The sequence below is a fragment of the Shimia sp. R10_1 genome (assembly GCF_017744095.1).
Lineage (GTDB): Bacteria > Pseudomonadota > Alphaproteobacteria > Rhodobacterales > Rhodobacteraceae > Shimia.
Genome location: NZ_JAGHQX010000002.1, coordinates 298,068 through 311,424 on the forward strand (window position 1 = coordinate 298,068; position 13,357 = coordinate 311,424).

The following is a 13,357-nucleotide window of genomic DNA, read 5'->3' on the forward strand; positions in this document are numbered from 1 at the left end:
AGAGGTCTTTTTCACAAATCTTTGGAATGCGTGATGAAATCAGCTTCCGCGCGGGTCCAGACCCCGCCGCTCAGGTCATCAAGTGTCATCAAGGTCTCAAGCAACTGCGCCGCGTAATCTTCCGAGCTTTCCACCGGCAGCATGGAGGGCAGGTTGTCGATCGCCATTACATCCAACACCGGATCCTGCGCCACGCGCAGCGCGGGCGCCTCCCAGGTTGTGGCCCGATCATAAACCGGCACCGGGTTGTAGTCGCTGTCCGGATCACAGGCCACATCGCCAATCGCCGTCAACTGACGCGCAGCGCTCAGCGCCTCCTGCGGCACAAATACGGGCGTGCCGGGGCGTGCAAAAATACAGTTCAGGAACAGATCATGCGCCAGAATTTCAGGGAACGGCCCACCAGAGGCGGTTTCCGCCATGTCCCATTTGGTCACGTCACAGCCCATCGCCGTCAGCAGATCTGCGGCTCCAGTGCCGACCCGGCCCAACGCGCCAATCACAATGGCAGTCGGGCGCGCCGCATCCAACGCATCAAGCTCAGCGCCAAGGTCGGCCAGCAACGCCTCTTTGCCACTATAGACACCAACCGGCCCACACAGCGCGCCCCGCTGTTGTGCTGCCCAGCTCTTCAACGTGACAGCAGCGCCCGCATAGCCCGCCCAATAGCCAAAGGCCGCAACACGACGCCCGGTCTCATCCACCAGATATTCCAGATCATAAAGCGTGCCGCCACCGGCCTTGAACCGCTTCAGCAGCGCCACACCGGAGTGCTGCCCTTTGAACGCATGGCCAAACATGATGTGGCGATGGGGCAGCGGCGTGCCATCTTCGGGCAGCTCCTTGAGACCAAAGATGATCGCCTCTTTGGGGGCATCCGGCCAGCTGTTCTCAGCCGCGATTTCACAGCCCGCAGCCTTGTATCCGTCGATCGCAATCGCACGCACAGAGCTTTCCTCTACGGTGACGCGAATGCCTTTTTCAATCAGCGCCTTCGCCCCATCCGGCGTCAGCCCGACGCGCTCTTCATTCGGCCGCTGCTCGGCCCGCACCCAAAGATGTGTCATCTGTGCTCCCCTGATAGTTGCGCTCCCATAGATCAGCCCGCCGCGTCAATGACAAGAGGTTGCGCCGATCTCGCAATTTCCGGGTGGCGGTGCCGATGGCCACATGGCACAACGGAGCCAAGCAAAAAGAGGACCACGCGATGGGTTTTGGCAAAGGATGTCACCTGCATCTGATCGACGGATCGGCTTTCATTTTCCGGGCCTACCACGCCCTGCCGCCCCTCACTCGCAAGTCTGACGGGCTGCCAATTGGCGCGGTCTCTGGATTCTGCAACATGCTGCAGCGCTATATCGAAGACAATTCCGGCCCCGATGCCCCGACCCATGTGGCTGTGATCTTTGATTATTCCGGCAAAAGCTTCCGCAATGATCTCTATGACCAATACAAAGCCAATCGCCCCCCGGCGCCCGAAGATCTGGTGCCGCAGTTCCCCCTGACGCGTGACGCCACCCGCGCCTTCAACATCGCCTGCAAAGAGATCGAAGGCTTTGAAGCCGATGACATCATCGCCACCTTGGCCTGTCAGGCCCGCGAGGCCGGTGGCCGCTGCACCATCATCAGCTCTGACAAAGACCTGATGCAGTTGGTTGGTGATGGCGTCGAAATGCTTGATGCCATGAAAAACAAACGCATCGACCGGGATGGTGTGCACGAAAAATTCGGCGTCGGCCCAGAGCGTGTGGTGGATGTGCAGGCGCTTGCGGGCGACAGCGTGGACAACGTGCCCGGCGCGCCCGGCATCGGCATCAAAACCGCCGCGCTGCTGATCAACGAATACGGCTCACTCGAAGAGCTTCTGGACCGCGCCGAAGAGATCAAACAGCCCAAACGCCGCCAGACCCTGATTGAGAAACGCGACCAGATCGAGTTGTCCAAACAGCTCGTGCAGCTCGATTGCGAGATGACGCTCGATTTCACGCTGGATGATCTGGAAGTGCAGGACGCAGAGCCTGACACGTTGCTCGGTTTCCTTGCTGACATGGAGCTGCGCACCCTTCTGAAACGCGCCGCAGATAAGCTTGGCGTCGAAGCACCTGTTGTACCCGAACCCGCAGCATCAGCCGCTGCAACTGTCGAGGACAGCGCCGAAGATGTGCCCTTTGAGGCGGACAAATACGAATGGGTCCGTGATCGTGCCGCGCTGGATCGCTGGATCGCCGCCATCATGAAACGCGGCTATGTGGCGGTGGACACGGAAACCAACTCGCTCAACGAAATGGTGGCCGAACTGGCCGGCATTTGCCTCTCCGTTGAGCCGGGCGAAGCCTGCTACATCCCTGTGGGCCATAAAAAAGGGGCCACCGACGATCTCTTTGGTGGCGATGAGCCGCAAGAAGGGCAGATGCCGCTCAATGAGGTGCTTGATGCGCTGAAACCTGTGCTCGAAGATGCCTCTGTTTTGAAAATCTTCCAGAACGCCAAATACGACTGCAAGGTTTTTGCCAATTACAACATCGCCGTTGCGCCGATTGATGACACCATGCTGCTCAGCTACGCCCTGCACGCAGGCGAGCACAACCACGGCATGGACGCGCTGAGCGAGCGGTACCTCAGCCACCAGCCGATCCCGATCAAATCCCTGCTGGGCACCGGCAAAAGCGCGATCACCTTTGACAAGGTCGCCATTGAAGATGCTGTCAAATACGCCGCAGAAGATGCCGACATCACTCTGCGCCTGTGGAAGCTGTTCAAGCCGAAGCTGCACCAGCGGCAGGTCACACGCGTCTATGAAACACTGGAACGCCCGCTGGTGCCAGTGCTCGCACAGATGGAGCGCCACGGCGTCAAAGTGGATCGCGACACCCTCAGCCGCATGTCCAACGCCTTTGCCCAGAAAATGGCAGGGTTGGAGGCTGAAATCCACGAAATCGCAGGCCGCAGCTTCAATGTCGGCAGCCCGAAACAGCTCGGCGAAATCCTGTTTGATGAAATGGCCCTGCCCGGCGGCAAGAAAGGCAAAACCGGTGCCTATGCCACCGGGGCCGATGTGCTCGAAGATCTCGCAACCGAACACGCTCTGCCGGGTCTCGTGCTCGACTGGCGCCAGCTCAGTAAGCTGAAATCGACCTACACCGACGCACTGCAGGAACACATCAACGCAGAAACAGGCCGCGTGCACACCTCTTATGTGCAGACCGGGGCCAACACCGGGCGCCTCGCCTCTTCCGATCCCAACCTGCAAAACATCCCTATCCGCACTGAGGAGGGGCGCCGCATCCGAGAAGCCTTTGTCGCTGAAGAAGGCAAGACACTGATCTCGCTCGACTACTCTCAGGTGGAGCTGCGCCTCCTCGCGCATATTGCAGAAATCGACGCCCTCAAAGCCGCCTTCCGTGACGGTCTCGACATTCACGCCATGACCGCCTCGGAGGTCTTTGGCGTGCCAATGGAAGAGATGACAAGCGAGGTCCGCAGCCGCGCCAAAGCGATCAACTTTGGTGTGATCTACGGCATTTCCGGCTTTGGTCTCGCCCGCAACCTGCGCATCCCGCGCGGCGAAGCCCAGGATTTCATCAACCGCTATTTTGAGCGTTTCCCCGGCATCCGCAGCTACATGGATGAAACCAAGGAATTTGCCAAAACCCACGGCTATGTCGAAACCTTGTTTGGCCGCAAAATCCACACACCGGAAATCAACGCCAAGGGCCCACGCGCGAGCTTCGCCTACCGCGCCGCAATCAACGCGCCAATCCAAGGCACCGCCGCCGACATCATCCGCCGCGCCATGATCCGCATGCCTGCCGCGATCAAAGATCTGCCTGCAAAAATGCTGCTGCAGGTACACGACGAATTGATCTTTGAGGTCGAGGACAGCGCGGTTGACGATACCATCGCAGTCGCTCGCGACGTGATGCAAAACGCCACAGAACCAGCGATCAAACTGGATGTGCCTCTGATTGTCGATGCTGGCCGCGGCACCAACTGGGCAGAAGCGCACTAACGCGCGCCTGCCATTGGATTCAGCCTGAAATCAACCCGCGCTGCGCCATAGGTGCAGCGCGTTCAGGCCACTACCCCCGCCAATCAAGCCCCTGATCTGTGCGTTTGAGTGGGTTGTATTCTGCGCTCACCGTGCCCTGATAGCCGCTGGCATCCAGCATCTCAAAAAATGCGGGGTAATCGAGGTGTTTGCTTTTCAGCGGCTCATGCCGATCCGGCAGCCCGCCAATCTGAATGTGTTTCACCCGCGCCTTGTGCTTGTCCCAACAGGCCAGCACATCCCCATGGATGCGATGAGCATGATAGGTGTCAAACTGCAGCGCCAGATTGGGCGCATTCACCGCGTCCAGTATCTCTGCGGCGAGATCAAAGCTGTTCAAAAAATACCCCGGCATATCCACGTCATTGATCGGCTCAATCGTCAATTGCTGCTTGGGCGCAAAGGCGCAGGCCCATTTCAGGTTCTCAACAAAGGTCGCACGCGCCGCATCACCGCTTGCCGCGCCCGCCATGATATGCACCACATCCGCGCCCAGCGCTTCGGCATAACGCAATGTGCGCCGAAAATCGCGCTGAAACCGCTCAGACAAGCCCGGCACAGCGGCAAACCCACGTTCGCCGCCCGTGTAATTTGGTGGCGGGCAATTGATCAGCGCCAGTGACAAACCATTGCGCACAAGTTCCCGGCGTGTGTCAGGCGCTGGCACATCATATGGAAACAACACTTCCACCCGGTCAAACCCAGCCTCTGCAGCGGCCTCATAGCGCTCAATTTCGGGAAACTCGGTAAACAGCATTGTCAGATTGGCGGCAAATTTTGGCATGTCTTCCCCCTGCTCACGCGGAGTATTCCAGCTTTGACGCCATCCAAACAGTCTGTTTTTGCGTCACTTTTAGCGAGATCGGCAGGATATCGCCTTAAGCAACCGCCTCTGAGGGCAAAAATGGAAAAAACACGCCTGAGGAGAAGACGCCAAACTGGCTCTCGCCATCCACCTCTTGATGGGTGGCGAGCTCCACAAGCCTGTAAAACGCCTTTCGCGTGATCCGCGCCTCCAGATTGGCACGCACCGTCACGTAGGGCGTTGGTTCTTCGCTTTCGGGGTCAATCTCTACCCGGATCGGGGTCTCAGCCCCCACTGCAACATGATCGCCCACATGAGTTTCAAAGGTCAGGACCTGATCGCCCCCCGCGCCACTCACCTCAAAATCCTCAGCAACAAACGGCACATCTTCAACCGTGATGCCAACCTTCTCCACTGGCGTCACCAGCACATAAGCATCACCATCTTTGCGCAGAATGTTGGAAAACAGCCGCACCATCGCAGGCCGTTTGATCGGGCTGCCCTGATAATACCACGTGCCATCGCGCGCGATGTGCATGTCCAGATCGCCGCAATGGGGCGGGTTCCAAAGATGCACAGGCGCCGGGCCGCGCCCTTTGGCGGCGGCATTGGCGGAGCTGGCGATGGTGTCTGCAGTCACTTTCACAGGAAATTGTTCCCTCATTGCTTTTGCCATTTCATCTGAGAACGCTACTGTCAACGTAGGCAAGTCACCATACGGGAGAGTCAGCATGGCGGATGAGAACGATCTGGTCGCAGAAATCGAAACTCTGGGCACCAAGCTGGCCGCAGCCAAAGCGGCCATCACCCGCCGTTTCATCGGTCAGGAACGTGTCGTCGATCTGACCCTTTCCGCCTTGCTATGTGGGGGCCACGCCCTGCTGATCGGCCTGCCGGGCCTTGGCAAAACCCGCCTTGTGGACACGCTCTCCACCGTGATGGGGCTCAATGGCAACCGCGTGCAATTCACCCCCGATCTGATGCCCGCCGATATCCTTGGCTCCGAAGTTCTTGAGAAAGCCAAAGGCGGCGCGCGCAGCTTCCGATTCGTTCCCGGCCCGATTTTCTGCCAGCTTCTGATGGCCGATGAGATCAACCGCGCCAGCCCGCGTACACAATCGGCCCTTTTGCAGGCCATGCAGGAAAAACAGGTCACTGTTGCCGGCGAAGACCGCCCGCTGGAGGCCCCGTTTCACGTGCTCGCCACACAGAACCCGATTGAACAGGAAGGCACCTATCCTCTGCCTGAGGCGCAGTTAGACCGCTTTCTGGTGCAGATCGACGTGCCTTACCCAGACCGCGACACAGAGCGTGACATTCTTCTCGCGACCACTGGTGTGCAAGAGGATGAGGCCCATGAAGTTTTCACCGCAGACGAGCTGATCGCCGCACAGACCTTACTGCGCCGTATGCCGGTGGGGGAGAGCGTGATGGAGCTGATCCTGGATCTTGTGCGCGCCTGCCGCCCCGATGATGAAAGCGCGAGCGAGGCCGTGCGCGAAAACGTTGCCTGGGGCCCCGGCCCCCGTGCGGCGCAAGCGCTGATGATGACCGTGCGCGCGCAGGCCCTCCTACAGGGCCGCCTCGCGCCCAATGCGCAGGATGTGATCGACATGGCGAGCCCTGTGCTCAGCCACCGGATGGCGCTGACATTTGCCGCCCGTGCGCGGGGCGAATCCTTGCCCGACCTGATCGCGCAAACCGTCGCCCGGTTTGACACCATGGGAGCCGCCGCGTGAACGCAGCCCTGCATCTGCGCAGCCGCGCCGAGACGGAGGCCGCGCGCCTGCCGCCCCTGCTTGCGCAGGCGGATCATCTGGCAGGCACGGTGCTTCTGGGCGAACATGGTCGCCGCCGCGCCGGCATGGGCGACGATTTCTGGCAATACCGCCCGGTCCAACCCGGGGATAGCCTGCGCATGATCGACTGGCGACGCTCCGCCAAATCGGATGCGCAATTTGTCCGTCAACGTGAATGGCAGGTGGCGCAATCCATCATGATGTGGGTCGACACCGCCCCATCCATGCAATTCACCAGCGACCAGAGCCTGCCCAGCAAAGCAGATCGCGCCCGCCTTCTGGCCCTGTCCCTCGCCATCCTGCTCATTCGCAGCGGCGAGCGCGTGGGCCTCACCGGCACCGATTTGCCACCCCGCCGGGGCGAAGCACAGATCCTGCGGCTTGCTGAAATGTTCCTGCGCGATGATCTGGAGGGCGACCTGCCCGACTATGGCACACCAGAGGCCCGCGCCATGCTGCCCCATGCCCGCGCGGTGTTTGTGTCTGATTTCATGGGCGATTTTGATGCCGTCTCGGCAGCCCTTGCCAAGGCCTCTGATCGCGGCGTGCGCGGCGTCTGCCTGCAAATTCTCGATCCCGCCGAGGAAAGCTTCCCCTATCGCGGGCGCGCCATTTTTGAAAGCATGGGCGGCGGCCTCAGCCATGACACCAAGAAAGCCGATGATCTGAAAGACCGCTATCTGGAGCGCCTTGCTCAACGTCAGGCGGCATTGAAAGATCTCTGCCGCGTCACTGGCTGGCTCTATGGCTACCACACCACACAACACAGCGCGCAATCGGCACTGCTCTGGGCGCACCGCGCATTGGAGAAACGCGCATGATTGGCGGGTTGGCCATCGGCTTTGCCACCCCGTGGCTGTTGGCGGCCCTGATTGCGCTGCCGGTACTCTGGCTCATTTTACGCGCAATCCCCCCCGCCCCGATCAAACGTCGCTTCCCCGGTGTGGTTCTGCTTCTGGGCCTGTCTGACGAAGACACAGTGACAGACCGCACCCCGTGGTGGCTGCTCTTGCTGCGCACACTGGCCATTGCGGCACTGATCATCGGGCTGGCTGGCCCGCTCCTCAATCCGCAAAGCCGCGAAGCGGGCAAAGGCCCCCTGCTGATCCTGATGGACGCAAGCTGGGCCTCGGCCCCTGATTGGGAAGCGCGCCGCGAGATGGTGGCCGCGCTGCTGGATGAGGCCGCCCGCGACGGTCGCACCGCCAGCGTGCAGCGGCTGACCATGCCAGAACAGCTGCGCTTCTTGCCAGCCGATGCGCTGCAAAGCCGCCTCGCGGGCGTGACGCCAATGGCATGGGAACCCAACAACGCCACGATGACAGCTTTCGCCGCCACACTTCCTGAAGCCCCCTCAGGTCAGGGCTTTGACACGGTCTGGCTGTCAGATGGTCTTGCACGTGAAGGGCGCGACACCCTGCTCACTGCGCTGCAAGCGCGCGGGGCAGTGCGTGTCATTCAAACCGGCCTGCCCACCACGGGTCTGCTGCCAGCAACATACGAAGATGGGCGCCTTCTGCTCAGCGCGATCCGCAGTCAGAGCGGCCCCGCGCAGGACGTCACCGCCCGAGTGATCGGCACCGACCCCAGCGGCGCAGAACGCGTGCTCGCAACCCTCCCGCTGGACTTTGATCTTGGCGCCACCTCCACCGAAAACGCCATTGTTCTGCCTTCAGAGCTGCGCGCCCGCGTGTCTCGTTTCGAACTTGCGGGCCTGCGCTCCGCTGGCGCAGTGGCGCTGAGTGATGACAGCCTGCGCCGCCGCGAAATCGCGCTCATTGCAGGACGCGACGATCGCGAAGGGCTGCAATTGCTCTCGCCCCTGCACTATTTGCGTCAGGCTCTTGTGCCCAGCGCGGATGTGATCGAAGGCCCGCTTGCGGACATCCTGCCCGCCAATCCAGATGTGATCGTCATGGCAGATGTCGCGATCCTCTCAGATGGCGAAACAGAGGCCATGCTGGCGTGGCTTGAAACCGGCGGTCTGCTCTTGCGCTTTGCCGGCCCCCGCCTTGCCGCCAGCGAAGTCAGCCGCTCCGAAGAAGATCCCCTGCTGCCCGTGCGCCTACGCGCAGGCGGGCGCAGCATTGGCGGCGCGATGAGTTGGGGAGAGCCGAAATCCCTCGCCCCGTTTGATCAGGACAGCCCCTTCTTTGGTCTTGAGGTACCAGAAGAGGTCACCGTCACCGCACAGGTCATGGCCCAGCCGGATCCCACATTGGCGGATCGTGTGATCGCGAGCCTGAGCGACGGCACGCCGCTGGTCACCCGAAAGCCTGTGGGCGAAGGACAGGTTGTGCTCATGCATGTCACCGCCAATGCAGAATGGTCCGGCCTGCCGCTGTCTGGCCTGTTTGTGCAAATGCTGGACCGTCTTGCCGTGCTCAGCGCCGTGGGCACCGACTCCGAAACACAGCTCGCGGGCACCACATGGCAACCATTGAAAGTGCTCGACGGCTTTGGCCGCTTGGAAGATGCACAGACTCTGCCCGGCGTCAGCGGTGAAGCACTGGCTGAGGCCACGCTCAGCGAAACCCTGCGTCCCGGCCTCTATCGGGACGGCGACAAAACCCTCGCGCTTCCGGTTCTTGCGGCTGGTGCCACGCTCGCCCCCGCAACCTGGCCCATCACGGTCCCTGTCGAAGGGCTGCGCGGTGCGGTGACACGTGACCTCGCCGGGCTATTCCTCTCCGCCGCGTTGATCCTGTTGGCCGTCGACGTGCTGGCATCGCTCTTGGTCTCCGGTCGCCTTTGGGGCGCGCGCGCTGCGGCCAGTGTGCTGGCTTTGCTTTTGGTGTCGCCAGACGCATTCGCCCAAGACGACCTGCCCCCACCTGCCAAAGCCATAAACAGCTATGAGGTGGTGCTCGGCCACGTACGCACCGGCAACCCGCAAGTCGATGACACAGCCCTTGCTGGCCTGCGCGGCCTCAGCAATGTGCTGTATTTCCGCACCTCAATTGAACCCGCGACCCCCACCACCGTCGATCTGGAAACAGACGAGCTGGCATTTTACCCGTTCCTCTACTGGCCCATCACCCCCGATCAGCCGATCCCCTCGCGTGAGGCCTATGGTAAGTTGAATGCCTATCTGCGCTCTGGCGGTATGATCCTCTTTGACACGCGCGACGCAGATGTGGCGCGTTTTGGCACCGCCAGCCCCGAAGGCCGCATGTTGCAACGCCTTGCGGCAGGTCTCGACATTCCACCGCTTGATCCGCTGCCCGAAGACCACGTGCTCACCCGCACGTTCTATCTGCTGCAGGACTTTCCGGGCCGCTACATGAACCGCGATGTCTGGGTCGAAGCTGCCCCAGCGGATGCCGAGCGGATCGAAGGCATGCCGTTTCGCAATCTCAATGATGGCGTGACACCTGTGGTCATCGGCGGCAACGACTGGGCCGCCGCCTGGGCTGTCGACACACGCGGCAACACGCTTTTTCCCGTGGGCCGGGGCCGCGCGGGGGAGCGCCAGCGCGAGCTGGCCTACCGCTTCGGCATCAATCTCATCATGCATGTGCTGACCGGCAACTACAAAAGCGATCAGGTCCATGTGCCTGCCCTGCTGGATCGGTTGGGCCAATGACGCGAGGCTGCTCATGACCGGATCTCTGATGTTTGACCCGATCGTGCCACTGTGGCTTCTGGCTGCGCTCGTGGCGCTTTGTACCGTTGCAGTCTCCTTCGCACTGTGGCGCAGACTGAACGGTTGGGGCTGGCGTGGATTGGCGGCGTTTGTGGTGCTGGCCGCTCTTGCAGGCCCCGTCTGGCAAACCGAAAACCGCGCCGCCCTCAGCGACATTGTCCTGATGCTGGTCGATCAGTCCGCCAGCCAGCGCCTTGCAGACCGCCCCAGTCAGACCGAAGCCGCCGCCGCTGAATTGCAAGCCCGGCTTGAGGCCCGCGCCAACACCGAAGTGCGCCGAATCCCCGTGCGTGACGCCAGCGGAGATGGCGGCACCGAAATGATGGCAGCGCTGTCAGAGGCCCTCGCCCAAGAGCCGCAAGGCCGTATCGCAGGCGTCGTCGCCCTCAGCGATGGTCAGGTCCACGACATGCAAGTGGCCCCAGAGCTGCCCGCCCCCTTCCACCTGCTGCTCAGCGGACAATCTGACGACTGGGACCGTCGCCTGATCGTGCGCAACGCTCCCGCCTTCGCCATTCTTGGCGAACCCGTCACCCTGACCCTGCGTGTGGAAGACAGCGGAGCTGCACCGCAAAACGCGGATCGCGTGCCGCTCGATATTTCCGTGGATGGCGAAGAACCGCAACGCTTCATGGTGCCGATTGACCGCGACATCGAACTGCCCGTGACCCTGCCCCACGGCGGGCGCAATGTGATCCAATTCACCGTACCGCCTGCCGAAGGCGAACTCACCGACCGCAACAATGCCGCCCTTGTGCAAATCAATGGCGTGCGGGACCGCCTGCGCGTGCTTCTGGTCTCAGGTGAGCCGCACCCCGGCGGGCGCACGTGGCGCAACCTTCTGAAATCAGACGCCTCTGTCGACCTTGTGCATTTCACCATCCTGCGTCCCCCAGAAAAGCAGGACGGCGTGCCGGTCAGTGAGCTTTCCCTGATTGCCTTTCCCACCCGCGAGCTGTTTCTGGAAAAGATCGACGATTTTGATCTGATCATCTTTGATCGCTACCAGCGCCGGGGCATCCTGCCCTCGCTTTATCTCGACAATGTGGCCCAATATGTGCGCGGCGGCGGGGCCGTGCTTGTGGCCGCAGGTCCAGACTATGCCAGCGCCGACAGCATCTATCGCTCCCCCCTTGCCGATGTGTTGCCCGCCAGCCCCACCGCCCGCGTGGTCGAAGAGGCTTTCCGGGCAGAGATCAGCGACCTTGGCGCGCGTCACCCGGTCACCGCAGGGCTGCCCATGGAGGGCGAATGGGGCCGCTGGCTGCGCCAGATCGAAGTCACCCCAGATGCGGGCGACGTTCTGATGACCGGCACCGAAGGCCGCCCGCTTCTGGTGCTCAACCGTGTCGAGGAAGGCCGTGTTGCCCTGCTGGCCTCCGATCACGCATGGCTCTGGGCGCGAGGCTTTGAGGGCGGCGGCCCGCAGCTCGAACTCCTGCGCCGCTTGGCCCATTGGATGATGGGCGAGCCGGAACTCGAAGAGGAGGCGCTCTGGGCCGAGCCGACAGGTCAAAGCCTGCGCATCATCCGCCGCAGCCTGTCTGAGGAGGTTGGCGAAGTCATCATCACCACCCCGTCTGGCGACACCGAAACCCTCTCCATGAAAGAGGTCAGCCCGGGCCAGTTTGAAACCCGCTATGACGGCGCAGAGATCGGCCTCTATCGCCTCAATCAGGATGACAAAGAAACCGTGGTCGGCCTCGGCCCGGCCGCACCACGTGAGTTTGAGCAAACCATTGCCAGCGCCGAGGTGCTCGCCCCCCTGCAAGAAACGACCCGAGGTGGTGTCCTGCTCCTTGAGGACGGCGTGCCGGGCCTGCGCAACGTGCGTGCGGGCCGCCCCGCTGCCGGCCGCAACTGGATCGGCCTCACACCGCGCGAGGCTTATGAAACGCTCGATGTTGCACGCGCACCTCTGCTGCCAACATGGCTGGTTCTGCTGCTCGCCTCAGGTTTCATTCTCACAGGATGGCTGCGCGAAGGCCGCACCTAGCCGCGACGTGGCAACAGCGCACGCGCTTTGCGCCCTAGGCGGAACAAAAGGCGCGCCTCCCGCGCGGCTTTTGCCTGCGCAGCCTCAAATTTCTGCAACATAGGCAAGCCCAGAGGATCCGCTTCCGGCGCAGGAAAGCTGCGCGGCGCGCTCACTTCGACGCCCAGCCCATGATGCCCTTTGGTGTAGATCTGCACACTCTTGAAAGATTGAGGGGTTTCCGCAATCTCACCCGCAGCTTCACGCGCCTCAATCTCATCCAGCGCGGTTTCAATGTCATCAAAGGCAACACCGGCAAGATCATTGATATCAAACCGCCACCAACGCAGGGCCAGCAGTCGTTCAATCACTGCGCGGTCAAAGCGAAACCGCAGGTGTTGCGCGGGAAGCCCCGCCACAATCGCATAGGGCGGCACATCCTTGGTGACAAAGGCATTGCCAGACACAACCGCCCCATGGCCGATCTTCACCCCCCGTCGAATGGTCGCCCCGCCACCAATCCAGACATCATGCCCAATGGTCACATGCCCCTGCGCACCGGTGTTGTTTTTGGCAGTGCGTGCCACACGGCGGCGTTTGGTGGCTTCTTTTTCGGGCGGATAGAACTTGAACTGCTCATAGGTGTACTGACTTGGCGAGGTCGACAGCCAGTTGGTGGGGTGCTCGCCTTCGCCAATCGTCACGCCAGGGCCAATGCTGCAATAGCGCCCGATCCGATCCACATAACGCACAATCCCCGTGCGCAGATAGGAATACATCCCGATCTCAAGATTTTGATAGTAAAACGCTGGCGCATTGTTCAGCTGACTGGGCGCCTCAAACCGCACGTGCAGATGTTTGCCCCGCGTATCAATCCCCTGCACAACACGCAGCCCCTGCGGCGTCAGCTCCCCAAACGGGCGAAATTCAGAGGGTTTGATGTTGGCCACCTGTAGAAAGCTCTCTTAGCAAAGGTCGCCCCATTTATCGCACAGCCCAGTTAAGGATGCGTTTACCACAAAACGCGCACCAAATGGGCCGCCAAACGCTCAGCCTGAGTGCAATTGCCAAAAACAGGTTCCTT

At 61.5% G+C, this 13,357-nt stretch carries 9 protein-coding genes; 5 read left to right on the forward strand and 4 right to left on the reverse strand.

Features of this window, described 5'->3' with window-relative positions; translation table 11 throughout:
- Positions 1-11 precede the first annotated feature (11 nt).
- Entirely contained in the window at positions 12-1,067 is a 1,056-nt protein-coding gene (locus J7413_RS05905) for a saccharopine dehydrogenase (RefSeq protein WP_209097140.1), read from the reverse strand.
- A 140-nt stretch (positions 1,068-1,207) separates the two neighbouring features.
- Between J7413_RS05905 and polA the strand changes: the two genes are divergently transcribed.
- Positions 1,208-4,009, forward strand: a complete 2,802-nt coding sequence (gene polA / locus J7413_RS05910) for a DNA polymerase I (protein ID WP_209097141.1) — start codon at positions 1,208-1,210, stop codon at positions 4,007-4,009.
- A gap of 70 nt (positions 4,010-4,079) precedes the next feature.
- Here polA and J7413_RS05915 read toward each other — a convergent pair whose 3' ends face one another.
- Positions 4,080-4,832, reverse strand: a complete 753-nt coding sequence (locus tag J7413_RS05915) for a TIM barrel protein (RefSeq protein WP_209097142.1) — start codon at positions 4,830-4,832, stop codon at positions 4,080-4,082.
- Between the two features lie 94 nt (positions 4,833-4,926).
- Positions 4,927-5,517, reverse strand: a complete 591-nt coding sequence (locus tag J7413_RS05920) for a DUF1285 domain-containing protein (RefSeq protein WP_247743349.1) — start codon at positions 5,515-5,517, stop codon at positions 4,927-4,929.
- A gap of 67 nt (positions 5,518-5,584) precedes the next feature.
- On the opposite strand from J7413_RS05920, the gene J7413_RS05925 reads away from it, so the two are divergent.
- Genes J7413_RS05925 through J7413_RS05940 form a run of 4 tightly spaced genes read left to right on the forward strand, consistent with a single transcriptional unit; the run spans position 5,585 to position 12,294 of the window.
- On the forward strand, positions 5,585-6,592 hold the full coding sequence (locus J7413_RS05925; protein WP_209097144.1) for a MoxR family ATPase: 1,008 nt from the start codon (positions 5,585-5,587) through the stop codon (positions 6,590-6,592).
- Positions 6,589-7,473 carry a DUF58 domain-containing protein gene (locus tag J7413_RS05930; protein WP_209097145.1) on the forward strand — a complete coding sequence of 295 codons (885 nt, stop codon included), beginning with the start codon at positions 6,589-6,591 and terminating at the stop codon, positions 7,471-7,473. The genes J7413_RS05925 and J7413_RS05930 overlap by 4 nt, the downstream gene beginning before the upstream one ends.
- Complete coding sequence (locus tag J7413_RS05935; RefSeq protein WP_209097146.1) at positions 7,470-10,238, forward strand: DUF4159 domain-containing protein; 2,769 nt, start codon at positions 7,470-7,472, stop codon at positions 10,236-10,238. The genes J7413_RS05930 and J7413_RS05935 overlap by 4 nt, the downstream gene beginning before the upstream one ends.
- Positions 10,239-10,251: 13 nt before the next feature.
- Entirely contained in the window at positions 10,252-12,294 is a 2,043-nt protein-coding gene (locus tag J7413_RS05940) for a hypothetical protein (RefSeq protein WP_209097147.1), read from the forward strand.
- Here J7413_RS05940 and J7413_RS20635 read toward each other — a convergent pair.
- Complete coding sequence (locus J7413_RS20635) at positions 12,291-13,223, reverse strand: CatB-related O-acetyltransferase (RefSeq protein ID WP_348538727.1); 933 nt, start codon at positions 13,221-13,223, stop codon at positions 12,291-12,293. The two genes, J7413_RS05940 and J7413_RS20635, sit on opposite strands and share 4 nt — an antisense overlap.
- Positions 13,224-13,357 lie beyond the last annotated feature (134 nt).

Coding starts and splice junctions, on each gene's coding strand:
- J7413_RS05935 (WP_209097146.1), top strand. CDS start 7,470: ATGATTGGCGGGTTGGCCATCGGCTTTGCCACCCCGTGGCTGTTGGCG.
- J7413_RS05915 (WP_209097142.1), bottom strand. CDS start 4,832: ATGCCAAAATTTGCCGCCAATCTGACAATGCTGTTTACCGAGTTTCCC.
- J7413_RS05920 (WP_247743349.1), bottom strand. CDS start 5,517: ATGAGGGAACAATTTCCTGTGAAAGTGACTGCAGACACCATCGCCAGC.
- polA (WP_209097141.1), top strand. CDS start 1,208: ATGGGTTTTGGCAAAGGATGTCACCTGCATCTGATCGACGGATCGGCT.
- J7413_RS05940 (WP_209097147.1), top strand. CDS start 10,252: ATGACCGGATCTCTGATGTTTGACCCGATCGTGCCACTGTGGCTTCTG.
- J7413_RS05905 (WP_209097140.1), bottom strand. CDS start 1,067: ATGACACATCTTTGGGTGCGGGCCGAGCAGCGGCCGAATGAAGAGCGC.
- J7413_RS05925 (WP_209097144.1), top strand. CDS start 5,585: ATGGCGGATGAGAACGATCTGGTCGCAGAAATCGAAACTCTGGGCACC.